This window comes from Actinokineospora auranticolor (genome assembly GCF_041897805.1).
Lineage (GTDB): Bacteria > Actinomycetota > Actinomycetes > Mycobacteriales > Pseudonocardiaceae > Actinokineospora > Actinokineospora auranticolor.
The window spans coordinates 1,910,417-1,935,898 of record NZ_CP154825.1; the positions used below are offsets into that span (position 1 = coordinate 1,910,417).

Here is a 25,482-nt window from a genome sequence, read left to right on the forward strand (position 1 = left end):
AAGACCCGGGCGGGTTGTGTGTGCTGCGCCGGATTTTCGCCTGGGCTGGAGGCGGCCATGTGGGATGAGGGCGTGGCGATGCTTGACGGGGGGCGTCGGGTGGATCAGCGTGGCGAGAGTGCCGCGTTCTCCTCGCCAGTCGCCTCGGGTCGATCTTCTTCGGGTTCGGGGTGGGTTGCCCGCGCCGGTGCGGGGGGTGGTCGACGAGTACGAGCGCCACCTCGGGCTGGAACGTGGGCTCTCGGCCAACACGGTGCGGGCGTACGTCGGGGACGTGGTCTCGCTCTTGGGCTTCCTGTACGCCGATTCGGGCAACCCGGGTGAGGGAGAAACAACTCGATCGAGTGATTCCCTGGGTGTGGAGGTGGGTGTTGATTCCCCTGGTCGGGGGGGTGGGGTGCTCGATCGGGGTAAGGAAGCGGTGGGCGGGGCGGGAAACGTCGGCTCTTGTTCGAGCGACCCTGGGAGTTGTGAACACAACGATCACCCGGTGGGGTCCGTGAGCGGCGGGGCGCCCGCCGATCACGGTGCGCAGGTGCCGGGTGGGGTGTTGGACGTCGGTGTGGACCTGCCCGGGATGCGCGCCTGGTTGGCCGCGCAGCGCGACGGGGGAGCGGGGCGGACGACATTGGCCCGGCGCGCGGCCGGGGCGCGCGGGTTCACCGCCTGGGCGCAGCGGCGCGGTCACCTGGGTGTCGACGTGGGTGCGCGGCTGGTCGCCCCCCGGCGGCACCGGGTGCTGCCGTCGGTGTTGCGGCAGGACCAGGCAGGCGCGGTGATGTCCGCGGCCGCTGGTGGCGCGCGGGAACTGGACCCGGTCGCACTGCGTGATCACGCCATCGTCGAGTTGCTGTACGCGACCGGGGTCCGGGTGTCCGAGCTCTGCGGGCTCGACGTGGACGACGTCGATCTCCGATCGCGGCTGGTGCGGGTGCTGGGCAAGGGTGGGCGCGAACGGACCGTGCCGTTCGGCGTGCCCGCCCACGACGCCGTCGTCCAGTGGCTGGACCAGGGCCGTCCGTCACTTGTCGGGGCCGATTCCCCGCCGGCACTGTTGCTGGGGATCCGCGGCGGACGGCTCCACGCCACCGCCGTACGGCGTATCGTGCACGATGTGGTGGCCGCTGTCCCGGGTGCGCCGGACCTGGGGCCCCACGGCCTCCGTCACTCAGCGGCGACACACCTGCTCGAAGGAGGTGCCGACCTTCGTAGCGTCCAGGAGTTACTCGGTCACGCTACGCTCTCAACAACCCAGCTTTACACCCACGTGACCGTCGAACGGCTGAAGGCGATCCATGACCGAACCCACCCCCGTTCCCGATGACACCGGGAATGGTTCTCGGGCACCGGTGGAACCCTCCCGGGTGTCCACCGCCGGTGGCTCCGCGAACCAGGTGAACGGCCGCGCCGCCCCCTACGGCGAGGGCCGGGCATCCGGTGTGCTGCCCGGCGACCACCGCACCGCCGACGACGTGGAGGCGGGCATCGTCGCGCTCTGGCGGCGATTCGGTGAGGAGCGCGCGCAGGTGCTGCGCGACCGCCTCGTCCTGCACTACGCGCCGCTGGTCAAGTACGTCGCGGGCCGGGTCGGCACCGGTCTGCCCGCGCACGTCGACGTCTCCGACCTGATCCAGTCCGGCATCTTCGGGCTCGTCGACGCCATCGAGAAGTTCGAGCCCGAGCGCGGCCTGAAGTTCGAGACCTACGCCATGCAGCGCATCCGCGGCGCCATCCTCGACGACCTGCGCGCCCAGGACTGGGTGCCGCGCACCGTGCGCGGCCGGGCCCGCGAGGTGGAACGCGGCATCGAGCGGCTCGGCGCCAAACTGCAGCGCACCCCGACCGACGCCGAACTCGCGGGTGAACTCGGCCTCTCCGTCGGCGAACTGCGCGACGTCTACGCCCAGTTGCAACTCACCAGCGTCGTGGCCCTCGACGAACTGGCCGCCGCCGGTCGCGGGGTGAACTCGCTGGCCGACGTCCTGGAGGACGAGGCCGCCGAGGACCCGGTCGCGCTGCTGGTCGACCAGGACAACCGCCGCCAGCTCGCCGAGGCCATCGGCCTGCTCGTGGAACGCGACCGGGTCGTGGTCACCCTCTACTACTTCGAGAACCTCACCCTCGCCGAGATCGGTCGCGTCCTCGGCGTGACCGAGTCCCGCGTGTGCCAACTGCACACCCGAGCGGTCTTGCGCCTGCGCGCGAAACTGATGGAAACCGTCGACGTCTGACGCCCGGGCGGCGCGCGACCACCCGGTCCGCAGCCGGCACATGGCTGACATGCGCACTTACCTCCCGGGCACCGGCGCGCCCACGTGGCCGATGCCAGGAGAGCGAGCGCCCACGGTGCGAACGAGGAGCCACTGGTCTGGGCGACCGCCCCACGCGAGATGCCTCGCCTGCCAGCGGCCGAGGTGGACGCTAAGGTGCCGCACCGCGCCGGGCCGCACCGCCCAGCGGTGCGGCCCGGCGCGGCACGCCTTGTCGGACGAGGCGACTCAAGGCGCGTCAGCCCCAGTGGGGCGACCGGGTAGTGCCTGGTCGAGATGGGCAACGACCAGGGCGTCGAGCCGTGGAGGAGTCGAACTTGGGAGATCGTGCTGCGAGAGTTGCTCCGACTGCTCGTGGCGGAGGCGATCGCCAGGTCTTGTCGCCCCGTGGTGAGGACCAGTTCGGCGCGCTTGTCGAACGAGGTGTCTTGAAGGGCGTCGGCATGGCCCGGTGGTCGGGAAGTGCCTGTGCGACTCGGGCCGCTGTCACGCACTCGGATCGGGGTGGAGTCGAATTCTGAGGATCGCTCAGTTCGGGATGTCTCGATCGCCGGCGGACGAGGTAGGTGCCGGGTCACCGCGCCGGGCCACGCCGCCCAGCGGTGCGGCGGCGAGGGCTGGCTCGGCACGCCTTGCCGACTCGGGATGCGGATGAGGTGGCGCGCGGTGCGTCGGCATGACCGGGGCATCGCGGAGTGCCTAGCCACGGCTGGGGCCATCGAATCGGGAGTAGAACTCAGGGCTCTCGGTGCGGGATGCCTCGATCGCCGGCGGCCGAGGTGGTTGCCCGGTCACCCCACCGCAGTGGGTATCGCCGTACGGCGGCGACACCCACCCGCCGGCCCTTGTCAGGCCGGATGAGGTGGTTCACGCAGTCCGCGAGGTTGCGTGGTCGAGGCGTACCGGGGGATCCGCTCCATGCGGGATGCCTGACCGCGAAGGCTGAGGTGGTCACCCGGGTCACCCCATCGCAGTGGGCACCGCCGCTTCTCCTGTGCGGCGGCGACGCCCACGCGCCCCTGTCGGGCCGGATGAAGTGGCTCGCATAGTCCGCGAAAGGCCGAGGTGGTCGCCCCGGTCACCCCACCGCGGCGGTCTCGCGGCTCTCTGGCGGGGATCCACACGCACGCCTTGCCTGACGAGGTGGCTCGGAGTGTGGTGGCCGTGGGTTGCCTGTTCAAGGCGGACCTCGACCGGGAGCGGCGACCGGGTCGGGCAGGAGGCGGACGCGTGGGCGGTGGAGCAGGAACATCGGGTTCAGGTACGTCCGGCCGCGTCGGAGGCCCCAGTGGAGGCAGGCGGGTGTGGCTGGGGGGCAGCCTGGGTGGCCTGGTTGTAGGAGGCCGATCTGCTCGCCTCGGAGGACAGCCGCACCGGCCGTGACCGTTGGGGTTACGGGTTCGTAGGTGGTGCGCAGGTGGTTGGGGTGGTCGATGGCGATCACGCCTCGACCGGCCAAGTCGGCGGCGTAGGTGATCAGGCCGTCCGCTGCCGCGTGGACTTGCTCGTTGGCGGCTCCGGGCAGGTCGACGCCTCGGTGGCCTGGGCCGTAGGGGGTGGCCGGGGCCTGGAACGCCCTGGTCGGGGGGCGGGGTGGTTGCAGGGGCGAGAGGAAGGCGGGTGGTGTGGTCGCGGCTGCCGGGGGTGGTGCGGGCGGGGCGGCGCTGAGCGGGGTGGCGCTGGTGAGCAGCGCCAGCAAGGCGCAGATCAGCCCGAAAAGGCGACGTTTTGGCTGGTCAGTGGGCATGTGGCTAGTTTGCCCGGGTGGTGGGGGTGAGCCAATCGGTCGGTGGGATCTGTGGATGGGGCGGCGGTATGTGGATAACTCGCCGGTCCGATTCAAGGATCCGAGACCGATCGGCGTACACTTTGCCCGCGCCCTGTGGCTCCATGGGGCGACTTCGCGTGCCAGTGCGCGTCCGAGGCCCCGCGCGGGTCTCGGCGACCGACGCCCGGCGGTCTCGATGGTGTTCGCCACCAGCGGGTCCGGGTGTCCGCTCGGCACCAGGGCCGTGAACCCACCGGGGTTCGCGGCGACAACCGCAGCCGCGTTCCGGGGTCGAACCCGGGGCGCCTGAACGAAGAGGTGCGAAACCGGCCATGGCCGTCGTCACCATGAAGCAGTTGCTGGATTCCGGCGTGCACTTCGGGCACCAGACCCGCCGCTGGAACCCGAAGATGAAGCGCTACATCCTCACTGACCGCAACGGTATCTACATCATCGACCTGCGGCAGACGCTGACCTACATCGACCGCGCGTACGAGTTCGTGAAGGAGACCGTCGCGCACGGCGGCTCCATCCTGTTCGTCGGCACCAAGAAGCAGGCGCAGGAGGCCATCGCCAACGAGGCGCTGCGCGTCGGGATGCCGTTCGTCAACCAGCGCTGGCTGGGCGGCATGCTCACCAACTTCTCCACCGTGCACAAGCGCCTGCAGCGCCTCAAGGAGCTCGAGGCGATGGAGCAGACCGGCGGCTTCCAGGGTCTCACCAAGAAGGAGATCCTGATGCTGACCCGTGAGAAGGACAAGCTGGAGCGCACCCTCGGCGGTATCCGCGACATGGCGAAGGTCCCATCCGCCATCTGGATCGTGGACACCAAGAAGGAGCACATCGCCGTCGGCGAGGCGCGCAAGCTCAACATCCCGATCGTGGCGATCCTCGACACGAACTGCGACCCCGACGAGGTCGACTACCCGATCCCGGGCAACGACGACGCGATCCGCTCGGCCGCGCTGCTGACCAAGGTCGTCGCCGAGGCCGCCGCCGCCGGGCTCATCGCCCGTTCCGGTGCGCGTGGCGGCGGCGACAAGCCCGAGGTCGGCGCGAGCAACGAGCCGCTGGCCGAGTGGGAGCAGGACCTGCTCGCGGGTGCCGACGCCCCCGCCGCCGCCGCGCCGGCCGCTGAGGCGCCCGCTGCCGAGGCCCCGGCCGCCGAGGCCCCTGCGGAGTCCTGATCCACCGACCCCGGCGGGCGCGTACTGCCCGCCGGGGTTTCGCCACACCCACGCGCGTACCCGAAGAAGGACGGAAAACGCACGATGTCGAACATCACCGCCGCCGACGTCAAGCGGCTCCGGGAGCTGACCGGCGCAGGCATGATGGACTGCAAGAAGGCGCTCACCGAGACCGACGGCGACTTCGACAAGGCAGTCGAGATCCTGCGGATCAAGGGCGCCAAGGACGTCGGCAAGCGCGCTGAGCGCGCCACCGCCCAGGGCCTGGTCGCCGCCAAGGACGGTGTCCTGGTCGAGCTGAACTGCGAGACCGACTTCGTTGCCAAGAACGAGGAGTTCCAGGAGCTGGCGGACAAGGTCGTCGCCGCCGCGCAGGCCTCCGGCGCCACCGACCTCGACGCCCTCAAGGGCGCTCCGCTCGACGGCGGCACCGTCGAGGAGGCCGTGCAGGCCCTCTCGGCGAAGATCGGCGAGAAGCTGGAGCTGCGCCGGGTCGCGAACTTCACCGGCACGGTCAGCCTGTACCTGCACCGCCGCTCGTCCGATCTGCCCCCGGCGGTCGGTGTGCTGGTCGAGTACACCGGCGCGGGCGAGGAGGCGGCCAAGCAGACCGCCCAGCAGATCGCCGCGATGAAGCCGCGCTTCGTCACCCGCGACGAGGTCCCGGCGGACCTCGTGGCCAGCGAGAAGCGCATCGCAGAGGAGACCGCCCGCGAGGAGGGCAAGCCGGAGGCGGCCCTGCCCAAGATCGTCGAGGGTCGGGTCAACGGCTTCTACAAGGACGTCGTGCTCACCGAGCAGTCCTCGGTGTTCGACTCGAAGAAGTCGGTCAAGGCGCTGCTGGACGAGGCCGGGGTCACCGTGACCCGCTTCGCGCGGTTCGAGGTCGGCCAGTCCTGACCCGCCCGCGCCGCCTGGAGTGATTAGGGTTGTGCCCCGTCCTCGGTTCCCCGAGGGCGGGGCATAGTCACGAGGAGGGGTCTACGACGTGACTCAGAACGGCAGTTTCCGCCGCGTGCTGCTCAAGCTCGGCGGCGAGATGTTCGGCGGCGGCGAGATCGGCGTCGACCCCGATGTGGTGTACACCGTCGCCCGGCAGGTCGCCGACGTGGTGCGCGGCGGCGTGCAGACCTCCATCGTGATCGGTGGCGGCAACTTCTTCCGCGGCGCGGAGCTGAGCCAGCGCGGCATGGACCGCGACCGCGCCGACTACATGGCGATGCTGGGCACGGTGATGAACTGCCTGGCGCTGCAGGACTTCCTGGAGAAGGAAGGCATCGACACCCGGGTGCAGACCGCCATCACCATGGGCCAGGTCGCCGAGCCCTACATCCCGCGCCGGGCCGAGCGGCACCTGGAGAAGGGCCGCGTGGTGATCTTCGGGTGCGGGGTGGGCATGCCCTACTTCTCCACCGACACCGCCGCCGCCCAGCGCGCGCTGGAGATCGGCTGCGACGCGGTGCTGATGGCCAAGGCCGTGGACGGCGTGTACGACGCCGACCCGCGCCTCGACCCGAACGCGAAGATGTTCACCGACATCACCCACCGCGAGGTGCTCGAGCGCAACCTCAAGGTGGCCGACGCGACCGCCTTCAGCCTGTGTATGGACAACAACATGCCGATCATCGTGTTCAACCTCCTGACGGAGGGGAACATCGCCCGCGCCGTGCGTGGTGAGAGGATCGGCACGCTGGTCAGCACGCCCACTGCGTGACCCGGCCGGGCCACCGACCGGGAGATGGACAAGGAGCCCCCTTGATCGACGACACACTCCTCGACGCCGAGGAGAAGATGGAAAAAGCGGTGACGGTGGCCAAGGACGACCTCGGCGCGGTGCGCACCGGCCGGGCGACTCCGGCGATGTTCTCCCGGATCACCTTCGAGTACTACGGGACGTACACGCCGCTCAACCAGGCGGCCAGCGTCAACATCCCCGAGCCCCGCCTGGCGATCATCAAGCCCTACGACGCCAGCTCGCTCAACGCCATCGAGAAGGCCATCCGCGACTCGGACCTGGGCGTCAACCCGAGCAACGACGGCACGATCATCCGCGTGGTCATCCCCCAGCTCTCCGAGGAGCGCCGCCGGGAGATGGTCAAGGTCGCCAAGACCAAGGGCGAGGACGCGAAGATCTCCATCCGCAACGTCCGCCGCAAGGCCAAGGAGGAGCTCGACCGCCTGGTCAAGGACGGCGAGTCCGGCGAGGACGACGTCGTGCGGGCGGAGAAGGAGCTGCAGAACCTCACGGACAAGTACGTCCACCAGGTCGAAGAGCTGGTCAAGCACAAGGAAGCCGAGCTGCTGGAGGTCTGACCTCGGCACGATCTCGGCGTAGATGAGGAACGCGCACATGGTGGCCGGGCCCGTTGGGGAGCTGGAGCATGAGTCGGTCGGGGATCCACCGGTGACGGTCGGGAACGCCGGGCAGCAGCCGGTGGCGAAGTCGCCGCGGGCCGGGCGCGACCTGCCCGCCGCGATCGGGGTCGGGGTCGGCCTCGGCGCGGTGCTGCTGCTGTCCCTGCTGACCGTGCGCCAGAGCTTCGTCGGCGTCGTCGCCGTCGCCGTCGCGGTCGCCACCTGGGAGTTGGCGGGCGCGCTCAAGCGGGGCGCGGACATCGACGTGGCCCGCTGGCCGGTGCTGCTCGGCGGTCAGGCGATGGTGTGGCTGTCGTGGCCGTTCGGCCGCGACGGGGTGCTCGCCGCGTTCGTCGTCACGATCCTGGCCTGCCTGCTGTGGCGGCTGCGCGGTGGCGTCGAGAACTACCTGCGCGACGCCACGGCCTCGGTGTTCACCGCGGCCTACGTGCCGCTCTTCGCGGCGTTCGCGGCGATGCTGGTGCTGCCCGCGGACGGCACCGACCGGGTGCTGTGCTTCCTCATCCTCGTGGTCAGCTCGGACACCGGCGGCTACATCGCCGGTGTGCTGTTCGGCAAGCACCCGATGGCACCGACGATCAGCCCGAAGAAGTCCTGGGAGGGCTTCGCCGGTTCGCTGGTCGCCGGTGTCGTCGCGGGTGGGTTGACGGTCACCCTGATGCTCGACGGCCGGTGGTGGCAGGGCGTGCTCTTCGGCGCCGCCCTGGTCGCCACCGCCACCCTGGGCGACCTGGTGGAGTCGGTGATCAAGCGCGACCTGGGCATCAAGGACATGGGCACGCTGCTGCCCGGCCACGGCGGCCTGATGGACCGGATGGACTCGCTGCTGCCGTCCGCGGTCGTCTCGTGGCTGCTGCTGCGGCTCTTCATCCCCGCTTAGTCGTCGTACGGGTCGTCGACCTCCGCGCCGATCTCCTCCTCCGGCACCACCGGTAGCCGTAGTGAGCGGTCGAGGACGGTGAACTCCGCACCGGTCACGTCAGCCAAGACGGCGGCGCGGCCGTACGGGGAGTCGAACGGCGGGACGGTGATCCGGCCGCCGAGGCGGACCGCGAGCGCGGCCGTGGCGTCGGTGCCGATCTCGGGGTCGACCTCGAACGAGACCATCCAGAACGGGGCCTGGTCGGCGGGGAACTCTGGGCCCATCCGGAGCCTGCCCAGCACCTCGTCGCCGCTGAGCTTCCAGCTGGTGTAGTCGAAGGCGACGCCGTCGCCGATCTGGGTCTGCTCGAAGCCGAAGAGCGCCCGGTAGAACTCGTCCGCGGCCTCGCCGTCCCAGGTGTTGAGCTCGGCCCAGGTGAACGCGCCGGGGAAGCCGGTGCCCAGGTCCCAGCCGCGGTCCTGGCGCCAGAACCCGATCGGTCCGCCGCTGGGGTCGGTGGCGATGAGCAGGCCGCCCTGGCCGGGGATCTCGCGGGGCGCGGTGAGGATCTGCCCGCCGAGCTGCAGCACCCGGTCGGTGGTGTTGCCGGTGTCGTGGACGGTCAGGTAGAGCGTCCACTGGCTCGGCTGGCCGCCCTGCGGGGTGTAGAGCCCGGCGACCGCGATGTCGCCGACGTAGGCCATGGCGTACCCGTCGTCGCCGACGCGGTACGTCCAGCCGAACAGGCCCTCGTAGAACGCGCTGCTGGCGACGGGGTCCGGGGTGGCCACCTCGACCCAGCACGGCCTGCCCGGGGTGCCCTCGGGCACCTCCTCGATGGCGCTGATCGCGTCCGTCGGCATCATCGTGACCTCCCTCGCAGGTCTGCTTGCGAGGTTAGTGCCCCCGGGCCGATCCGGTCAGCCGCCGCCCGGTGGTGATCTTTTGCGCGTTTGACCAGGGGGCACGGCGGGCATCGGCTGTGCTTTGCTGGACGACGTGGGTTTGGTGTCGAGGGCGCGGGCGCGGTTGACGGCGTCGCTGCGCCCGTCGCAGGTGCTGCCCAGCCCCAACATCTGGCAGTGGCCGGAGGTCTACGAGGCGGAGAACCGCGCCCAGGACGTGGACGGTGCCGTATGGGCACTGCTGGCGGACCTGGCGAACTGGGGTGGTGACGTCCTCGACGTCGGCTGCGGCGACGGTTTCCACCTGCCGCGCTTCGCCGAGCGCGCCGCGACGGTGGTGGGTGTGGAGCCGCACCCGCCCCTGGTCGAGCGGGCTCAAGCCCGGATAGCGGGCCTGACCGGCGTGGCGGTGCGGCTGGGCGCGGCCCACGACCTGCCCGTGGACGACGGTGGGTTCGATGTGGTGCACGCGCGCACCGCCTACTTCTTCGGTCCCGGCTGCGAGCCGGGGTTGCGCGAGGCAGACCGCGTCCTGCGTCCCGGTGGCGCGTTGGTGGTGGTGGACCTGGACGCGACCTTTCCGCCCTACGGGTCGTGGATGCGCGCCGACCTGCCGTCCTACGACGCGGGGGAGGTGGACCGGTTCTTCGAGATCGAGGGTTTCGAACTCCACCGCGTCCGCACCCGCTGGCGTTTCGCGGACCGCGCGACGCTGGAAGCCGTGCTGCGCATCGAGTTCTCCGCCGCCGTGGCCGAGCGCGCGATCGCGACGGTGCCCGGCCTGGAGTTCCCCGTGGGCTACCGGGTCCTGATCCGCCGCAAGCCGCGCGGGCTGATCCTGCGCTGAACTGGGAAAAGGTTAGGAAACCCGGCGGTTGTCCTACCCGCCGGTTCGAGGCATCTTCGCGTGCGTCCGCCCATGTCCACCCTGCCAGGGCGGTGCTTTCACGGATGGAGACCCCGTGCGTCGCACTCTTCGTAGATGCCTGATACCGCTGACCGTGTCCCTCTTAGCCATGTCGGGTGCCCTTGTCGCGACAGCGGCGAGTGGGCCTGTCGTCAAGGCGGCCAAGCCGATTTCCGGCTCTTACATCGTCCTGCTGAACGACGCTGTCCCCACTACGCAGATCGAGCGGACCGCGTCCACACTGTCCCGTCGGTACGGCGGTAAGCCGAAGTCCTTCTACCGCGCCACCTTGCGCGGTTTCACCACTCAAGGTCTCACCGCCACACAGGCCAACCGGCTGGCGGAAGACCCCATCGTGCGCACGGTCTACCAAGACGGCACAACCCGTGCCGCGTCCCAACCGTGGGGGCTCGACCGGATCGACCAGCGCGCCCTCCCGCTGGACTACGCCCCGTTCTACTCGCGCGGGGGAGCGGGTGCGGTCGTGTACCTCATCGACTCCGGGATCACCCGCAACGAAGCCGAGTTCGGTACGCGCGCGAGTGTCGGCGCGGACTTCCTCGGCGGTGACGGCACCGACTGCCACGGGCACGGCACACACGTCGCCGGGACCGTGGGCGGCAAGACGTACGGCGTGGCCAAGGAGACCGCCCTGGTTGCCCTCCGAGTCCTGAACTGCCAGGGCCAAGGCGCCGACTCCCAGGTACTCGACGCCGTCGAGTGGGTCACGCGCAACGGCACCCACCCCGGCGTCGCGGTCCTGGGATTGACCATGGACCAGGCCGAAGTGGGTGCCGAAGCGGTGCGCCGGATGGTCGACGCCGAGTTCACCACCGTGGTCGCAGCGGGCAACGACGGTGCCGACGCCTGCGGGTTCGGACCCGGTCGTACGGAGGAGGCGATCACCGTCGCCGCCACCGACCGCACCGACACCCGGCTGCCGTCGTCCAACTACGGGCGCTGCGTGGACTTCTTCGCCCCCGGCGGCCAAATCCCCTCTCTTGGCCGCAACGGCACGGAGGTGGTGATGTCCGGGACTTCCATGGCCGCCGCGCACGTCGCGGGAATCGCCGCGGGCTACCTGGCTCGCCACCCCTACGCCATGCCCCAGGACGTGCGGGTGGCGTTGAGCCGGGCGGTCGTGTCCGGTGCCGTCGTGAACCCCGGTGCGGGCTCACCGAACCAGCAGGCCAACGTGGCCTGGCCCATGGACTCCGAGGTACCGACGTGCGAGGGCGGCGGTAACCCCAACCCGGTCGCCATCCCGGACGACGGAACCTCGGTCATCTCGGTCATCACCCCCGGCGGCTGCCCGCCGACCGGTGCGCCCGGGCGGGTGCGGGTCTACCTGGACCACCCGCGCGTCGGTGACCTCGCCATCGACCTGATCGACCCCACCGGCCGCGTATTCCCCCTGGAAACAGCGGGCGGTGACGACGGTTCGGGTCAGGTCCGGCGGATCTACGGCGTGTCCCCGTCCGGGAGCGACCGCAACGGCCCCTGGACGCTGCGGGTGGCCGACCGGCGGCCCGGCGCCGTCGGACGGTTGGACAAGTGGGTGGTGTCCTTCGGGTAGCGCCGGTCAGTCCTCGGCGGGGCGCTCCTCGGCGCGGGTGTCCTCGCCGAGGATGGCGTACAGCTCGCGGCGGGCGGCCGTGAGGATGTCCGCCGCCCGGTCCTTCTGCGCCGGGTTCGCGGCCTGCGAGACCATCATCGCCGCGGCGGCGAGCTGGCCCATGGCCTCGCGCAGGGACACCTCGGTGCGGTCGACGCCCGCGGTGGCCTGCTCCCACGGCGGGGTGCTGTCCAGCTGGGCCGCGGCGGCGGCACCGTCCTCGGTCAGCTCGAAGAGCCGCTTGCCGCCCTCGCCGTCGACCCCGCGCACCAAGCCCTCGTCGGCCAGCAGTTGCAGCGTGGGGTAGACCGAGCCCGGGCTGGGCTTCCAGAACCCGCCGCTGCGCTCGGCGATCTCCTGGATCATCTCGTAGCCGTGCATGGGCCGCTCGGTCAGCAGGGCCAGCAGGGCGGCGCGCACGTCGCCGCGGCGCTGCCTGCCGCCGTGCCTGCGGCCCCGGCCGCGCTCGTGCCCCCGGCCGCCGAAGCCGAACGGCGGTCCCGGCGGGAACGGGGGCCGCGGCGGGAAGGGCGGGGTCATCTCATCCTCCGGGTCGATCTCGGCGCCGAAGCCGGGGAAGCCCGGTCGGCCCGGGTGGTGGTCGTGGCGCTGCCTGCGCCAAGGTCCGCGCCTGCGGTCGTGGTCGTGTGAAACACGCATTGTTCTCTCCCCTGTGGGTTCTTCGCCAGCGGTAGCTCGCGATAGCTCAACGATATATCGGAACATGTCGCGATGCAACGTTCTTCTCGCGACGACCGTCGGAACCGACGGCGACCGGCGCGCGTCTCAGGTCCATGGGTGCAGTCAGGGGAGTACTGCTCGGATCCGTGTTGCTGCTGGTCGTGGCCGGTTGCGCCAAGCCGGTGGAGGGGTTGCCGGTGGCCGCCAGGGGGGCGGGGACCACAACGCAGTCGGTGACGGAGACCACGAGGCCGCCGAAGACGACCAAGCCGAAGCCGAAGTCCGGCACGCCCGAGGTGCGCTGGATGAACCGCTTCTGCACCATGTCCAAGCGGATGATCAACGTCGGCGACTCCGTGCAGGCGCCGACGAACACCACGAACCTGACCGTCTTCCGGCGCCAGTTCCTCGACATGACCGGGCGGCTGGTCGGCCTGCTCGACGCGGTTCTCGGCGACCTGCGGGAGCTGAAGGACGCGCCCGCGCCCGCGGTCGAACCGATGATCAAGGAGCTGACCAAGAACGTCACCGAGGCCCGCGACGCCGTCGGTCAGGCCAAGAGCCGGATGGAGTCCGCGAACCCGCCGACCGAGGAGGCCTACGGCGCGGCGGTCAACCGGCTGTCCGAGGGGCTGCCGCCGCTGCAGCACTCGGTGGAGCTGGTCGGTGCCGCCGACCTGCCCGACGAACTCGTCGCGGCCGCCCCGTTCGCCCCCACCTGCGTGGAGATCGGCGCGACGCCCACCACCACGCGCTGACGGCCCGCTCCCGGGTCGTGGGAGAATGGGGTCGCCATGACTACTTCACTCCCCCTCGTGTTCGATGCGCCCCGCCGCGGCCTGCCGCCGCGGCACCTCGCCGACCTGTCCGCCGATGAGCGCCGGGCCGCGGTCGCCGAACTGGGGGAGAAGCCGTTCCGGGCCAACCAGCTCGCGAACCACTACTTCGGCCGCCTGACCGCCGACCCCGCCGCGATGACCGACATCCCGGCGGCCACCCGCGACCGCCTGGTCGAGGCCCTGCTGCCGCCCCTGCTCACCACGGTCCGCCACGTGGCCTGCGACGACGGCGACACCCGCAAGACCCTGTGGCGCGCGCACGACGGCACGCTGCTGGAGAGCGTCCTGATGCGCTACCCGGACCGCGTCACCCTGTGCGTGTCGAGTCAGGCCGGGTGCGGCATGGCCTGCCCGTTCTGCGCCACCGGCCAGGGCGGGCTCCAGCGGAACCTGTCGACGGCCGAGATCGTCGACCAGGTCCGCCTGGCCGCCGCGGCGGTCCGCGACGGGGAGCTGGGGGAGCCGGGCAGGCTGTCCAACATCGTGTTCATGGGCATGGGCGAGCCGCTCGCCAACTACCGCCGGGTGATCGACGCGGTGCACCGCATCTGCGACCCGGCGCCGGACGGCCTCGGCATCTCCCAGCGGTCGGTGACGGTGTCGACGGTCGGGTTGGTGCCCGCGATCCGGAAGATGACCGAAGAGGGTCTGCACGTCCGGCTGGCGGTGTCCCTGCACACCCCCGACGACGAGCTGCGGGACACGCTGGTGCCGGTCAACACGCGGTGGAAGGTCGCCGAGGTCCTGGAATCCGCCCGCGCCTACGCCGACCGCACGGGCCGCCGAGTGTCGATCGAGTACGCCCTGATCCGCGACATCAACGACCAGCCGTGGCGCGCGGACCTGCTCGGCAAGCTGCTGCGCAAGCACCTGGGTCAGCTGGCGCACGTCAACGTCATCCCGCTCAACCCGACTCCGGGCTCGAAGTGGGACGCGTCCCCGAAACCGGTCGAGCGCGAGTTCGTCCGGCGGGTGAAGGACCAGGGCGTGGAGTGCACGGTCCGCGACACCCGGGGGCAGGAGATCGCCGCCGCCTGCGGCCAGCTCGCCGCCGAGGGCTGACAGCATTGACAGCATTGCATGCGTGCATGCAAGCTGTGCATGCACGCAAGTACGGAGGTGTGACGTGGCTACTCTGACGATTCGCGACGTGGACGAGGCTCTGAAGGCCAAGCTGCGGGTTCGCGCCGCTGAGCACGGTCGCTCGATGGAGGCCGAGGTGCGCGCGATCCTGGCCGAGGTGTTGGTCGAGCTCGCGCCCGGGCCCGGGATGGGGTCGCGGATCCGGCAGCGGTTCAGCGATCTGGACGACGCGTCGTTCGACCTGCCTGCGCGGGATGAGCCCGCGCGGATCGTGGAGCTGCCCGAGTGATCGTCTTGGACACCAACGTCGTATCCGAGCTGATGCGGCACAGTCCGGATGACGCCGTCGTCCGGTGGGTGGACCACTACTCGGCCGACGAGGTGTTCATCACCGCCGTGTCGGCCGCCGAACTCGCTTACGGTGCGGCGAGGTTGCCCGCCGGGCAACGGCGGGAAGTGTTGCTCCGGAAGGTCTCCGAGTTGCTGGCCGAGGACTTCCGCGACCGCGTCCTGCCGTTCGACGAAGTGGCGGCTCAGCGGTACGGGGTGATCGCCGCCGCGCGAGAGCACGCTGGTCGCCCGGTCAGCATGGCGGATGCGCAGATCGCTGCCATCTGCTTGCGCTACGGCGCGCGCCTTGCCACTCGCAACACAAAGGACTTCGTGGGCACCGGGGTCACGCTCGCGAACCCGTGGCTGGACGACCCGCGACGGTGACCTTGTCCGGGATCAACCGATCCTGATCGCGATCGCGGTGGCGTTGTCCGTGCGGCGTCCGAGGGGCACCCCGAGATCATGCCCGTGGGGACGCGCGCGGGGCGCGTCCCCGTCGGGGGCTCACGCCACTTCGTTGAGCTTTCCGGTGGCGACGTCGAACACGAAGCCGCGGACCTGGTCGGTGTGCGGGATGAACGGGCTGGCCTTGATCCGGGCGATCGACTGCCGCACGTCCACGTCGAGGTCGTCGAACGCCTCCGCCGACCACGCGGGGCGCACGCCGGTCTCGTCGCGGATGCCGTCGCGGAAGTCCTTGTCGGAGAAGGTGAGCATGCCGCAGTCGGTGTGGTGGATCAGGATGACCTCGCGGGTGCCGAGCAGTCGCTGGCTGATCGCCAGCGAGCGGATCTCGTCCTCGGTCACCACGCCACCGGCGTTGCGGATGACGTGGGCATCGCCCTCGTTGAGGCCGAGGACCCCGTAGACGTTGATCCGCGCGTCCATGCACGCCACCACCGCGACCTGCTTGGCGGGCGGCAGCGGCAGCGGACCGGTGAAGGACTCGGCGTAGGTGGCGTTGTTGGCGAGCAGTTCGTCCGTGACGGACATGATGGTCTCTCCGGGGGTGTCGGAATCGGACCATCCCGGTGGCACACCGTCGGGAGGACGCCGGGATGGCATACCTGACGGCACGGCCGCGCGGGTCGGGATCAGACCCGGGCGGCCACCGGACACGCCTCGTCGAACAGCCGGGTTCGGCGCGAGGGCCAGAACGGCTGGAGGTAGTGGGGTGGCATGGACCACAGCCAAGTGGTCACCTGCGCACACCCGCAACAGACGACCACCAGTTGAGCGAGCAGTAACCCCCGGACGGGCTGCTCGTTTGCGCTAGCGCCGCCAAGAGGTGCGGTTGCGGTGGACCTTCCAGCCCACGCCGCCGAGCAGCACCACGCCGACCCCGATCAGCCAGAGGTCCTCGGTGTGACCGGTGTGGTTGCCGATCAGCATGAAGAACATCGCGATGCCGACGAGCACGCCCGCAATCAGGGTGGCCTTGGGGAACGACCCGTGCCAGCCCCACTCCGCCGACGGCTCCTCCGCGGGGCTCACGGTGCCCGCCGCGGTGGTCTTCCGCTTCTCCAGCTCCGTGTTGGCCACTGTTCCTCCTGGCTGTTCGGTCCCTGCGGGCCAATCCTTCCACACCCCTGGCACACCTGAGGCGCCGTGGGTGTCCACGGCGCCTCAGGGTGGGGCTGGTCACGCCCACGTCATACGCGTGCCCTGCGGCCCCGGCCGGTGACCGCCCGGTAGATCGCGAGCAGGATCACCGAGCCGAGAATGGCCAGCAGCCAGGTGCGGAGGTCGAAGAAGTTGCCGAGCCCGCCGCCGAAGATCGCGTTGCCGATGAAGCCGCCGAGAATCGCGCCGACAATGCCGATCAGGATCGTGACGATGATGCCGCCCGGGTCGCTACCAGGCATGATGGCCTTGGCGATGAGGCCGGCGACCAAACCGAGAACGATCCAGCCGAGAATGCCCATCGAAAGCTCCTTCCTCATGACCGCCCTTTTGCCCGGGCGGTCCTACCGTGCTGCCGGAGAAGTTCCCTGACTTCGTCGATTTCACTCGTTAGGAGCGGAACTTTTTTCGGGTTGCGCCGTTCGGGGGAGTGGTTGACACGGTGGGTGGAACGTCCGGTCCCGACTTCACCCCCTGGTGGTTGCAGTCCGTATCCACGGATCGGGAACAATGGCGTCGATGAGTGCATCCCCCGCGCCGGGCGGTCCCCGGCGCTCACTGCTCGTGCTCGGCTCCACCGGATCGGTCGGCACCCAGGCGCTCGACCTCGTGTCCGCCAACCCCGACCGGTTCACCGTGGCGGGTCTGGCCGCGGGCGGCTCCGACCCCGCGCTGCTGGCCGACCAGGCGCTGCGCTTCGGGGTGCGGGCCGTCGCGGTGACCAGGTCCACCGCCGCCGAGGACCTCCAACTCGCCCTCTACGCCGCCGCCCAGCGCGCCGGCTACGCCAGGGGCGAGTTCGCCGTGCCCCGGATCTTCACCGGCCCGGACGCGGTCACCGACCTCATCGAGGCCGTCCCGGCCGACGTCGTGCTCAACGCCATCACCGGCTCGCGCGGCCTGACCCCCACCCTCAAGGCCCTGGCCACCGGCGCCACCCTGGCCCTGGCCAACAAGGAGTCCCTGGTCGCCGGTGGCGACCTCGTGCTCGCCGCGGCCAAGCCGGGGCAGCTCGTCCCGGTCGACTCCGAGCACTCCGCCATGGCCCAGGCCCTGCGCGGCGGCCGGGCCGACGAGGTCGACCGCCTGGTGCTCACGGCCTCCGGCGGCCCCTTCCGCGGCCGCGTCCGCGCGGAGCTCGAAGGGGTCACCGCCGAGCAGGCCCTGGCCCACCCGACCTGGGCGATGGGCCCGGTCATCACCATCAACTCGGCGACCCTGGTCAACAAGGCGCTGGAGCTGATCGAGGCCCACCTGCTCTTCGGCGTCCCCTACGACCGGGTCGACGTCGTGGTGCACCCCCAGTCCGTCGTGCACTCGATGGTCACCTTCACCGACGGCTCCACCCTGGCCCAGGCCAGCCCGCCGGACATGCGGCTGCCCATCGCGCTGGCCCTGGCCTGGCCGGACCGGGTGCCCGGCGCGTCCCGCCCGTGCGACTGGAGCCGGGCCACCCAGTGGACCTTCGAGCCGCTGGACCACGACACCTTCCCCGCGGTCCGGCTGGCCAGGGCGGCAGGCGAGACCGGGGGCTGCCTGCCCGCGGTGTTCAACGCCGCGAACGAGGAGGCCGTCGCGGCCTTCCTGCGAGGCGACACCACCTTCACAGTCATCGTGGACACTGTCAGTCGGGTGCTCGACGACGCGGCTGCCTGGCACGCCGCGCCGCGCGACGTCGAGGAAGTGCTCGCGGCCGAGCACTGGGCCCGCGCCCGCGCGCGGGAACTCCTCGCTGTGACTGCCGTCCCGCGTGATCCGGCGGGGCTGGGAAGGGACTGATCTGGTGTTCTACTGGCTCCTGGGGCTCGTGCTCTTCGCGTTGGGGATCTGCTTGTCGGTCGCCCTGCACGAGGCCGGGCACATGCTCACCGCCAAGTGGTTCGGCATGCGCGTCCGCCGGTACTTCATCGGCTTCGGGCCCACCCTGTTCTCCTTCCGCCGCGGCGAGACCGAGTACGGCCTCAAGGCGATCCCGGCCGGTGGCTTCTGCGACATCGCGGGCATGACCGCCCTCGACCAGGTCACCGCGGAGGAGGCGCCGCGCGCGATGTGGCGCTTCGCCGCGTGGAAGCGCGTGATCGTGATGTCCGCGGGCTCCATCACGCACTTCCTGCTCGGCTTCATCATCCTGTACCTGATGGCCGTCACCATGGGCCTGCCCACCGCGGTGGTCGGGCACGCGGTCGTCGGCAACACCTCCTGCGCCGCGGCCACCCAGGACCCCAAGACGCTGAAGGTGGCCGACTGCACCGCCGCCGACGCCTCCCCGGCGGCCGCCGCGGGCGTCGTCGCGGGCGACCGGATCGTCAGCGTCCAGGGGCAGAAGATCCAGGACTGGAACGACCTCGTCGTCAAGATCCGCGCGCTGCGCGGCCCGACCGACTTCGTCATCGAGCACGACGGCGCGGAACGCACCGTGAGCATCGATGTGCGCACTGTGCAGCGGTTGGAGGCGGGTGCCGCCGCGGGCAAGGACAACAAGCCCGTCGAGGTCGGCGCCATCGGCATCGAGCGCGGGGCGATGACCCAGTACAGCGCGCTGGCCGCCGTCCCCGCCACGGTCGAGTTCACCGGGGAGATGTTCGTCAGCACCTGGCAGGGCCTGATGAAGTTCCCGGAGAAGATCCCCGCCGTCATCCGCGCCATCGGCGGCGAGAACGACCCGGAGCGGCCGGTCAGCGTGGTCGGCGCCAGCATCATCGGCGCGGACGCCGCCGAGCAGGGCATCTGGGAGATCTTCGTCTTCGTGCTGGCCGCGCTGAACTTCTTCGTCGGCGTGTTCAACCTGCTGCCGCTGCTGCCGCTCGACGGCGGGCACATCGCCATCATCTTCTACGAGAAGATCCGCGACGCCCTGCGGCGCGCGCGGGGCAAGGCCCCGGCGGGGCCCGTCGACTACAACAAGCTCGCGGGCATCACCATGGTGCTCGTGGTCCTCGGCGGCGCGGTCGTGCTGCTCACCGTCACCGCCGACATCGTCAACCCGATCCGACTGCCCTAGGTTCCAGAGAGGTCTCCATGACCGACGTCATGCTCGGTATGCCCACCGCCCCGCCGCCGGTGCTCGCACCGCGGCGCAAGACCCGCCAGCTCCAGGTGGGGTCCGTGGGTGTGGGCAGCGACCATCCGATCTCGGTCCAGTCGATGACCACCACCGTGACCGCCGACGTCAACGCCACGCTCCAGCAGATCGCGGAGCTGACCGCGTCCGGCTGCGACATCGTCCGGGTCGCCTGCCCGTCGCAGGACGACGCGGAGGCGTTGGCGGCGATCGCGCGCAAGTCGCAGATCCCGGTGATCGCCGACATCCACTTCCAGCCCAAGTACGTCTTCGCCGCGATCGACGCCGGGTGCGCGGCGGTCCGGGTCAACCCGGGCAACATCCGCAAGTTCGACGACCAGGTCAAGGAGATCGCCCACGCCGCCCGTGACCGGGGCACCCCGATCCGGATCGGCGTCAACGCGGGGTCGTTGGACCCGCGGTTGATGGCCAAGTACGGCAAGGCGACCCCGGAGGCGCTGGCCGAGTCGGCCATGTGGGAGGCGTCGCTGTTCGCCGAGCACGACTTCCACGACATCAAGATCTCGGTCAAGCACAACGACCCGGTGGTCATGGTGCGCGCCTACGAGCTGCTGGCCGAGCAGTGCGACTACCCGCTGCACCTCGGCGTCACCGAGGCGGGCCCGGCGTTCCAGGGCACGATCAAGTCGGCGGTGGCGTTCGGGGCGCTGCTGCGGCAGGGCATCGGCGACACGATCCGGGTCTCGCTCTCGGCGCCGCCGGTCGAGGAGGTCAAGGTCGGGCTGCAGATCCTGCAGTCGCTCAACCTCAAGCCGCGCAAGCTGGAGATCGTGTCCTGCCCGTCCTGCGGGCGCGCGCAGGTCGACGTCTACAAGCTGGCTGACGAGGTCACCGCCGGGCTGGAGGGCATGACCGTGCCGCTGCGGGTCGCGGTCATGGGCTGCGTCGTCAACGGACCGGGTGAGGCCCGCGAAGCCGACCTGGGTGTGGCCTCCGGCAACGGCAAGGGCCAGATCTTCGTCAAGGGCGAGGTCATCAAGACCGTCCCCGAGCACGCGATCGTGGAGACCCTGATCGAAGAGGCCATGCGCCTGGCCGAGGAGATGGGCGAACCCATCGACGGCGAGGAAGGCGCGCCCACCGTAGTGGCGATGGGCTGAGCGTTCCGTTTTCCGCGCGGCGCGCTTTCTGGCACGCTTAAGAGGTGTTGCGGCTAGCCGGAGCGCGGCTGCTCGATGAGCGTGACGGTCAGGCGGTGCGCGCTGTGCTCACCGCCGACCCGGTGGCGTCCTGCATGGTCGCCGCCCGGGTCGAGTCGGCGGGCCTGGACCCGTGGCGGCTCGGCGGTGAGCTGTGGGGCTGCGACCTGCGCGGCCTGCGCACCGTGGGCCGGATCGACGCCCTCTGCTTCGCCGGACCCAACCTGGTCCCCTTGCGCGGCAAGCGCTCCGCCCTGCGCGCCTTCGCCGACCGCGCCCTCCGGCGGCGGCGGATGTGCTCGTCGATGGTCGGCCCGGCCGAACAGGTCCTCGGCCTGTGGGCCGAACTGGAGAACGACTGGGGCCCGGCCCGCGAGGTCCGAGACGACCAGCCGCTGATGTCGATCTCCACGACGCCGCTGGTGACCCCGGACCCCCAGGTGCGCCAGGTGCGGCCGGACGAGCTGGACCGCTACCTGCCCGCGGCGATCCGGATGTTCATCGAAGAGGTCGGCATCGACCCCTGCGTGGGCGACGGCGGCGCCGGCTACCGCGCGCGGGTCGCTGAGCTGATCTCGGGGGGCCGGGCCTTCGCGAGGTTCGAGGGCGGCGAGGTCGTGTTCAAGGCCGAGATCGGGGCGCTGTCGAGCCAGGTGGGCCAGATCCAGGGCGTCTGGGTATCCCCGGACCACCGCGGCCACGGCTACGGCGCGGGGGGCACCGCCGCCGTAGCCCAGCGCTTGGTGGCCGGGATGGGCCGGACGGCGAGCCTGTATGTGAACGGATACAACGCCCCGGCCAGGGCGGTGTATGACAGGATCGGCTTCACCCAGGTCGGCCAATACGCGACGGTTCTTTTCTAGGCGATGTCGAGTAACGAGCTCCGGGGGACCGTGCACGGTTCTGCGGTGCAAGCGCAGGTGGTCAACATCCACCCGCAAGAGGCGCGGGTGGGTGTCGGTATGCCTAGGCAACTGCCGAGGTGCGCGACCGCTCTCGTAGGTCGCGACGTCGAACTCGCCGAGTTGAACGAAGTGCTCGATGTGCCCGGCGGCACGGCGCTGGTCTGCGGCACCGCGGGAATCGGGAAGACCACGCTCAGCCTGTACTGGGCGCACTCCGTCGCCGATCGCTTCCCCGATGGTCAGCTCCACGTCAACCTGCGCGGCTTCGATCCGGTGCATCCGCCGATGACCTCGGGGGAGGCGGTTCGGGGCTTCCTCCACGGGCTGGGTGTCCCACCGGAGCGGATACCGGACTCCTACGACGCCCAGGTCGGCCTCTACCGGAGTGTGACCGCGGTCAAGCAGGTCCTGGTCGTGCTCGACAACGCCAGGGACGTCGACCAGGTCCGCGACCTACTACCCGCCGGATCCCGGTGCGCGGCGGTCGTCACCAGCCGGGCTGAACTCACGGGGCTGATCGTTCTCGGTGTTCGCCGCATCGGTCTCTCGCACTTGGGCAGCAGGGACGCGAAGTCACTCATAGCGGGCAGGCTTGGTGGCCCCGCGGACGCGAGTGCGCTGTCCGGCCTGGCCGCGCAATGCGGCGGGCTTCCCTTGGCGCTCGCGGTCGCGGCCGGTCGGGCGGCGGAACGCACGTCGTTCCCGTTGAGCGCGCTGGTGGCCGAACTGCGCACTGAGCGGCGCCGTCTCGATGTGCTCGACACCGGCGACCCCGGAACCACGGTCAGGTCGGTGTTCTCCTGGTCGTACCAGGCGTTGTCGCCTTCGGCGCAGCAGATGTTCCGGTTGCTGGGCGCCACGCCGGGTGCCGATATCGGCTTCCCGGCTGTCGTGTCCCTGATGGGTGAGGCACCTGGCTGGACCAGGGGCGTGCTGGGCGAACTGACCAGGGCGAACTTGCTTGAGGAGCACTTACCCGGCCGGTACCGCCTCCACGACCTGCTCAGCGAATACGCCCGCGAGTGCCTGGTGGTGGACGAGCAGCAGCTCCCGGTAGAACGCCTCCTCGATCACTACCTGCACACGACAGCGGCTGCCGACCGGGTACTGAGCCCGCACCGGCTGCGCCGGGATCCGCTCCCGCCAAGGCCCGGGGCCGTCGTCCGGGAGCCGCAGGACTACGAATCCGCAGTGCGTTGGTGCGTGTCGGAGCAGCACGTGCTGGTGGGGGCGGTGGCGCACGCGGCGAGGTTCGGTTTCCACCGGCACGCCTGGCAACTGGCCTGGGTGACGTCCACCTACCTGCGCCGGTTCAGCCACCACCAGGATTGCGAGGCCACCCAGCGTGTCGCCTTGGCGTCGGCTCGGGCCATCGGTGACCAGTACGCGGAGGCGGAGATCAGCCTCCTGCTGGGCCAGACCCTGGTCGACGCCTGGCGCTTCACCGAGGCGCAGAGCCTGCACGACCGGGCGGTCCACCTCTTCAACGCGTCAGGTGACGCGGCTGCGGAAGCGGGTTCGCTGATGGCCCGGTGCGCCACGCACCGGGTGCGTGGCAGGCACACCGCCGCCGAGTCGGACATCCGCCGTGCCCTCGCACTGGCGGAGGCGGTGGGCGACACGAACCTGCGGGCCGGTGCGCTCAGCCGGATCAGCTGGAACGCGGTTCGCCTGGGCAACGCGGCGGAATCGATCGTGTACGGCGCCGTCGCCCTGGAGCTGTTCCGCCAGGTCGGCAACCAGGAGGGGATCGCCTTGACGCGGCGGGCGGTCGGCACCGCATGGCATTCGCTGAGGCGGTATGACCAGGCGTTCGCGCACTACGCGGCCTCCTTGGAGTTGGACGTGGCGCTGGGGGATGGCTACTACGCGGCCCAGGTGTTCTTCCAGATCGGCTTGTCGCACCTCGCGCTCGGTCGGAAGCGGGAGGCGATCGAGGCGTGGTGCCAGGCCACTGCCGTCTTCGAGTACCTGGGGCGACCGGAGGCCGGGCAGGTGCGCGAAGCGCTGGTGAAGACTGTGATCATGCCCGGACGATTCGGGCGCGAGGTGCGAAGTTAACCCCCTTCTGGCGTCCGGGCAGGCATACTGCGGGCCGTGCGTTCCACTCTTCGTCGCCCCGTTGCGTTGTTGTTGGCGCTGGTCACGGCGGTGCCGCTGGCCTCGTGCACTCTCGGCTCCGAGCCCGGGCCCGAGGACGCGGCGCGGCAGTTCGTCGCGGCGTTCGCGGGGGGTGACACCAACACCGCGTCCGGGCAGACCGATGCCGTCGAGGCGGCCAAGGCGCTCATGGACAAGGCGCGGGGGGCGCTCAAGCCCGCGACCGTGATGGCGCAGGTCACCAAGGTCGACACGCCCGGGCAGGGGGACGCGCACGCCAGTTTCGAGATCACCTGGGACCTGGGGCGGGGGCGCCAGTGGACCTATCCCAGCGGCTTCGACCTGCGCAAGCAGGAGGACACCTGGAAGGTGCACTGGGAGCCGACCGTCCTGCACCCCAAGCTCGGCGCCCAGCAGGGGCTGGCCGTGCAGGACGCGGAGGCCTCGCTGGCCCCCATCCTCGACCGCGACGGGACGGCCGTGCTCCAGCCGGAGCGGGTCATCTCCGTGCTGTTCGAGCCCGCCAAGGCCGGGGACGCGAACGCCGTCGCCGGTCAGCTGGCCACCGCGCTCAAGGGCATCGACCCGACGATCACGGCCCAGGGCATCGTCGACGGCGCGAACAAGTCCAACGGGCAGGCCTACCAGGTAATCCTGCTGCGCGACGGCGACTACCAGAAGGTCCGGGCCCAGATCTACGACCTGCAGGGCGTCCGCTTCACCTCCGAGTCGCGGCTGCTGGCCACCGACCGCAAGTTCGCCCCGACGCTGCTGCCCGCCGTGCGGAAGCTGGTGGAGGAGCAGGTCAAGGGCAAGGCCGGGTGGCGGGTCTACACCGTCGACAGCACCGGCGCCGAGGCCGAGGAGCTCTACGCCAAGCCCGCCGAGCCCGCCAAGGCCGTCCGGCTCGCGATGAGCAGCAAGGCGCAGAACGCCGCGCAGGCGGCCATCGCGGGCGAGGCCACGCCCGCGATGGTGGTGGCGATCCAGCCGTCGACCGGTGACGTGCTGGCCGTCGCGCAGAACGAGGCCGCCGACAAGCAGGGCACCCTCGCGCTGACCGGCCGCTACCCGCCCGGCTCCACCTTCAAGATCGTCACCGCGGCCGAGGCGCTGGCCTCGGGCAAGGCGACCGCCGACACCCCGCTCGGCTGCCCCGGCACCACCACCATCGACGGCCGGGTGATCCCCAACAGCAACAAGTTCGACAAGGGCGTCATCCCGCTGCGCAGCGCGTTCGCGTTCTCCTGCAACACCACCTTCGCCGAACTCGCCGTGCAGATGGGGCCGGACGACCTGACCAAGATGGCCAAGAACCTCGGCCTCGGCGTCGACTACGTGCTCCCCGGCGTCACCACCATCACCGGTTCGGTGCCCGAGGCCACGGCGAAGGTCGAGCGCGCCGAGGACGGCTTCGGCCAGGGCAAGGTGGTGGCCAGCCCGTTCGGCATGGCCGTGGTGGCGGCCACCGTCGCCTCCGGCGCGGTGCCCAAGCCGGTGCTGGTCCGCGACACCCAGACCAAGAGCGACACCACCCCCGACCCGGTGCCCGGCGCGGTCCTCGACGGCGTGCGCACGATGATGGCCGAGGTCGTCACCGGCGGCACCGCGGGCTCCCTGCGCGCCTACGGGGACGTGCGCGGCAAGACCGGCACCGCGCAGTTCGGTGACGGCACGCACTCGCACGGGTGGTTCGTCGGCTACCGCGGCGATCTCGCGTTCGCGGTCCTGATCACCGACGCGGGCCAGTCCGGATCCGCCACGCAGGCGACCGGGAGGTTCCTGGCGGCCATGGGGTAGACCGGGG

The 25,482-nt window shown here is 70.7% G+C and carries 25 protein-coding genes; 19 read left to right on the plus strand and 6 right to left on the minus strand.

The features are described 5' to 3' along the window. Positions 1 to 175: 175 nt before the first annotated feature. Together V5P93_RS09060 and V5P93_RS09065 are read left to right on the plus strand one after the other, a co-directional pair. The gene (locus V5P93_RS09060; RefSeq protein ID WP_374065760.1) at positions 176 to 1,324 is read left to right on the plus strand and encodes a tyrosine recombinase XerC; all 1,149 of its coding nucleotides are present in this window, start codon (positions 176 to 178) and stop codon (positions 1,322 to 1,324) included. Beyond that, positions 1,296 to 2,231 (plus strand): FliA/WhiG family RNA polymerase sigma factor, encoded by a 936-nt coding sequence (locus tag V5P93_RS09065; RefSeq protein WP_181043819.1) that lies wholly within the window; start codon positions 1,296 to 1,298, stop codon positions 2,229 to 2,231. Before V5P93_RS09060 ends, V5P93_RS09065 begins: the two co-directional genes overlap by 29 nt. Positions 2,232 to 3,447: 1,216 nt before the next feature. On the opposite strand, the gene V5P93_RS09070 is transcribed toward V5P93_RS09065, so the two are convergent. Then, positions 3,448 to 4,017, minus strand: coding sequence for a M23 family metallopeptidase (locus V5P93_RS09070; protein ID WP_104482367.1), 570 nt, complete (start codon positions 4,015 to 4,017; stop codon positions 3,448 to 3,450). 353 nt (positions 4,018 to 4,370) lie between these two features. Here V5P93_RS09070 and rpsB point away from each other — a divergent pair, with 353 nt between their 5' ends. From rpsB to V5P93_RS09095, 5 genes are all read left to right on the plus strand, one after another. Continuing rightward, complete coding sequence (gene rpsB / locus V5P93_RS09075; RefSeq protein ID WP_104482366.1) at positions 4,371 to 5,225, plus strand: 30S ribosomal protein S2; 855 nt, start codon at positions 4,371 to 4,373, stop codon at positions 5,223 to 5,225. Positions 5,226 to 5,309: 84 nt separating this feature from the next. Beyond that, positions 5,310 to 6,125, plus strand: a complete 816-nt coding sequence (gene tsf / locus V5P93_RS09080) for a translation elongation factor Ts (protein WP_104482365.1) — start codon at positions 5,310 to 5,312, stop codon at positions 6,123 to 6,125. Between the two features lie 88 nt (positions 6,126 to 6,213). Then, positions 6,214 to 6,939, plus strand: coding sequence for a UMP kinase (pyrH, locus tag V5P93_RS09085; protein WP_104482364.1), 726 nt, complete (start codon positions 6,214 to 6,216; stop codon positions 6,937 to 6,939). A 41-nt stretch (positions 6,940 to 6,980) separates the two neighbouring features. After that, a complete protein-coding gene (gene frr / locus V5P93_RS09090; RefSeq protein WP_104482363.1) occupies positions 6,981 to 7,538 on the plus strand; it encodes a ribosome recycling factor in 558 nt (185 codons plus the stop codon). A gap of 91 nt (positions 7,539 to 7,629) precedes the next feature. After that, on the plus strand, positions 7,630 to 8,481 hold the full coding sequence (locus tag V5P93_RS09095; RefSeq protein WP_104482362.1) for a phosphatidate cytidylyltransferase: 852 nt from the start codon (positions 7,630 to 7,632) through the stop codon (positions 8,479 to 8,481). Here the strand turns inward: V5P93_RS09095 and V5P93_RS09100 are convergent. Next, on the minus strand, positions 8,478 to 9,329 hold the full coding sequence (locus V5P93_RS09100; RefSeq protein ID WP_245931652.1) for a VOC family protein: 852 nt from the start codon (positions 9,327 to 9,329) through the stop codon (positions 8,478 to 8,480). The two genes, V5P93_RS09095 and V5P93_RS09100, sit on opposite strands and share 4 nt — an antisense overlap. A gap of 133 nt (positions 9,330 to 9,462) precedes the next feature. Between V5P93_RS09100 and V5P93_RS09105 the strand changes: the two genes are divergently transcribed. Both V5P93_RS09105 and V5P93_RS09110 read left to right on the plus strand, forming a co-directional pair. After that, the gene (locus V5P93_RS09105; protein ID WP_181043818.1) at positions 9,463 to 10,215 is read left to right on the plus strand and encodes a class I SAM-dependent methyltransferase; all 753 of its coding nucleotides are present in this window, start codon (positions 9,463 to 9,465) and stop codon (positions 10,213 to 10,215) included. A gap of 169 nt (positions 10,216 to 10,384) precedes the next feature. Further along, positions 10,385 to 11,851, plus strand: a complete 1,467-nt coding sequence (locus tag V5P93_RS09110; RefSeq protein ID WP_104482361.1) for a S8 family serine peptidase — start codon at positions 10,385 to 10,387, stop codon at positions 11,849 to 11,851. 6 nt (positions 11,852 to 11,857) lie between these two features. Here V5P93_RS09110 and V5P93_RS09115 read toward each other — a convergent pair whose 3' ends face one another. Continuing rightward, a complete protein-coding gene (locus V5P93_RS09115) occupies positions 11,858 to 12,550 on the minus strand; it encodes a PadR family transcriptional regulator (protein WP_245931651.1) in 693 nt (230 codons plus the stop codon). 254 nt (positions 12,551 to 12,804) lie between these two features. Here V5P93_RS09115 and V5P93_RS09120 point away from each other — a divergent pair, with 254 nt between their 5' ends. The 4 genes from V5P93_RS09120 to V5P93_RS09135 all read left to right on the plus strand — a co-directional run bounded on the left by V5P93_RS09120 (position 12,805) and on the right by V5P93_RS09135 (position 15,210). Beyond that, positions 12,805 to 13,329 carry a hypothetical protein gene (locus tag V5P93_RS09120; protein WP_146108290.1) on the plus strand — a complete coding sequence of 175 codons (525 nt, stop codon included), beginning with the start codon at positions 12,805 to 12,807 and terminating at the stop codon, positions 13,327 to 13,329. 36 nt (positions 13,330 to 13,365) lie between these two features. Beyond that, the gene (gene rlmN / locus V5P93_RS09125; RefSeq protein ID WP_104482359.1) at positions 13,366 to 14,472 is read left to right on the plus strand and encodes a 23S rRNA (adenine(2503)-C(2))-methyltransferase RlmN; all 1,107 of its coding nucleotides are present in this window, start codon (positions 13,366 to 13,368) and stop codon (positions 14,470 to 14,472) included. A 64-nt stretch (positions 14,473 to 14,536) separates the two neighbouring features. Continuing rightward, positions 14,537 to 14,782, plus strand: a complete 246-nt coding sequence (locus V5P93_RS09130; protein WP_104482358.1) for an Arc family DNA-binding protein — start codon at positions 14,537 to 14,539, stop codon at positions 14,780 to 14,782. Continuing rightward, on the plus strand, positions 14,779 to 15,210 hold the full coding sequence (locus tag V5P93_RS09135) for a type II toxin-antitoxin system VapC family toxin (RefSeq protein WP_104482357.1): 432 nt from the start codon (positions 14,779 to 14,781) through the stop codon (positions 15,208 to 15,210). The genes V5P93_RS09130 and V5P93_RS09135 overlap by 4 nt, the downstream gene beginning before the upstream one ends. Positions 15,211 to 15,330: 120 nt before the next feature. On the opposite strand, the gene V5P93_RS09140 is transcribed toward V5P93_RS09135, so the two are convergent. The 3 genes from V5P93_RS09140 to V5P93_RS09150 all read right to left on the minus strand — a co-directional run bounded on the left by V5P93_RS09140 (position 15,331) and on the right by V5P93_RS09150 (position 16,751). Next, the gene (locus tag V5P93_RS09140; protein ID WP_104482356.1) at positions 15,331 to 15,819 is read right to left on the minus strand and encodes a carbonic anhydrase; all 489 of its coding nucleotides are present in this window, start codon (positions 15,817 to 15,819) and stop codon (positions 15,331 to 15,333) included. Between the two features lie 279 nt (positions 15,820 to 16,098). Then, positions 16,099 to 16,368: a DUF2631 domain-containing protein gene (locus V5P93_RS09145; protein ID WP_104482355.1), complete on the minus strand. Its 270-nt coding sequence runs from the start codon at positions 16,366 to 16,368 to the stop codon at positions 16,099 to 16,101. Positions 16,369 to 16,478: 110 nt separating this feature from the next. After that, a complete protein-coding gene (locus V5P93_RS09150) occupies positions 16,479 to 16,751 on the minus strand; it encodes a GlsB/YeaQ/YmgE family stress response membrane protein (RefSeq protein ID WP_104482354.1) in 273 nt (90 codons plus the stop codon). Between the two features lie 208 nt (positions 16,752 to 16,959). Between V5P93_RS09150 and dxr the strand changes: the two genes are divergently transcribed. From dxr to V5P93_RS09180, 6 genes are all read left to right on the plus strand, one after another. After that, a complete protein-coding gene (gene dxr, locus V5P93_RS09155) occupies positions 16,960 to 18,228 on the plus strand; it encodes a 1-deoxy-D-xylulose-5-phosphate reductoisomerase (protein ID WP_181043817.1) in 1,269 nt (422 codons plus the stop codon). A gap of 4 nt (positions 18,229 to 18,232) precedes the next feature. Continuing rightward, positions 18,233 to 19,450, plus strand: a complete 1,218-nt coding sequence (locus V5P93_RS09160) for an RIP metalloprotease (protein WP_104482353.1) — start codon at positions 18,233 to 18,235, stop codon at positions 19,448 to 19,450. Between the two features lie 17 nt (positions 19,451 to 19,467). Continuing rightward, complete coding sequence (ispG, locus tag V5P93_RS09165) at positions 19,468 to 20,631, plus strand: flavodoxin-dependent (E)-4-hydroxy-3-methylbut-2-enyl-diphosphate synthase (RefSeq protein ID WP_104482352.1); 1,164 nt, start codon at positions 19,468 to 19,470, stop codon at positions 20,629 to 20,631. 44 nt (positions 20,632 to 20,675) lie between these two features. Continuing rightward, positions 20,676 to 21,533, plus strand: a complete 858-nt coding sequence (locus V5P93_RS09170; protein ID WP_181043816.1) for a GNAT family N-acetyltransferase — start codon at positions 20,676 to 20,678, stop codon at positions 21,531 to 21,533. A gap of 99 nt (positions 21,534 to 21,632) precedes the next feature. Next, positions 21,633 to 23,636 (plus strand): tetratricopeptide repeat protein, encoded by a 2,004-nt coding sequence (locus tag V5P93_RS09175; protein ID WP_146108289.1) that lies wholly within the window; start codon positions 21,633 to 21,635, stop codon positions 23,634 to 23,636. Positions 23,637 to 23,672: 36 nt separating this feature from the next. Then, complete coding sequence (locus V5P93_RS09180; protein ID WP_104482349.1) at positions 23,673 to 25,475, plus strand: penicillin-binding transpeptidase domain-containing protein; 1,803 nt, start codon at positions 23,673 to 23,675, stop codon at positions 25,473 to 25,475. Positions 25,476 to 25,482: the final 7 nt, after the last annotated feature.

Bases quoted from the DNA above. Each gene is read 5' to 3' on its own strand.
- V5P93_RS09065 (WP_181043819.1), top strand. From the start codon at position 1,296: ATGACCGAACCCACCCCCGTTCCCGATGACACCGGGAATGGTTCTCGG.
- V5P93_RS09070 (WP_104482367.1), bottom strand. From the start codon at position 4,017: ATGCCCACTGACCAGCCAAAACGTCGCCTTTTCGGGCTGATCTGCGCC.
- rpsB (WP_104482366.1), top strand. From the start codon at position 4,371: ATGGCCGTCGTCACCATGAAGCAGTTGCTGGATTCCGGCGTGCACTTC.
- tsf (WP_104482365.1), top strand. From the start codon at position 5,310: ATGTCGAACATCACCGCCGCCGACGTCAAGCGGCTCCGGGAGCTGACC.
- V5P93_RS09100 (WP_245931652.1), bottom strand. From the start codon at position 9,329: ATGATGCCGACGGACGCGATCAGCGCCATCGAGGAGGTGCCCGAGGGC.
- V5P93_RS09110 (WP_104482361.1), top strand. From the start codon at position 10,385: ATGTCGGGTGCCCTTGTCGCGACAGCGGCGAGTGGGCCTGTCGTCAAG.
- V5P93_RS09115 (WP_245931651.1), bottom strand. From the start codon at position 12,550: ATGCGTGTTTCACACGACCACGACCGCAGGCGCGGACCTTGGCGCAGG.
- rlmN (WP_104482359.1), top strand. From the start codon at position 13,366: ATGACTACTTCACTCCCCCTCGTGTTCGATGCGCCCCGCCGCGGCCTG.
- V5P93_RS09140 (WP_104482356.1), bottom strand. From the start codon at position 15,819: ATGTCCGTCACGGACGAACTGCTCGCCAACAACGCCACCTACGCCGAG.
- V5P93_RS09150 (WP_104482354.1), bottom strand. From the start codon at position 16,751: ATGGGCATTCTCGGCTGGATCGTTCTCGGTTTGGTCGCCGGCCTCATC.
- dxr (WP_181043817.1), top strand. From the start codon at position 16,960: ATGGCGTCGATGAGTGCATCCCCCGCGCCGGGCGGTCCCCGGCGCTCA.
- ispG (WP_104482352.1), top strand. From the start codon at position 19,468: ATGACCGACGTCATGCTCGGTATGCCCACCGCCCCGCCGCCGGTGCTC.
- V5P93_RS09175 (WP_146108289.1), top strand. From the start codon at position 21,633: ATGCCTAGGCAACTGCCGAGGTGCGCGACCGCTCTCGTAGGTCGCGAC.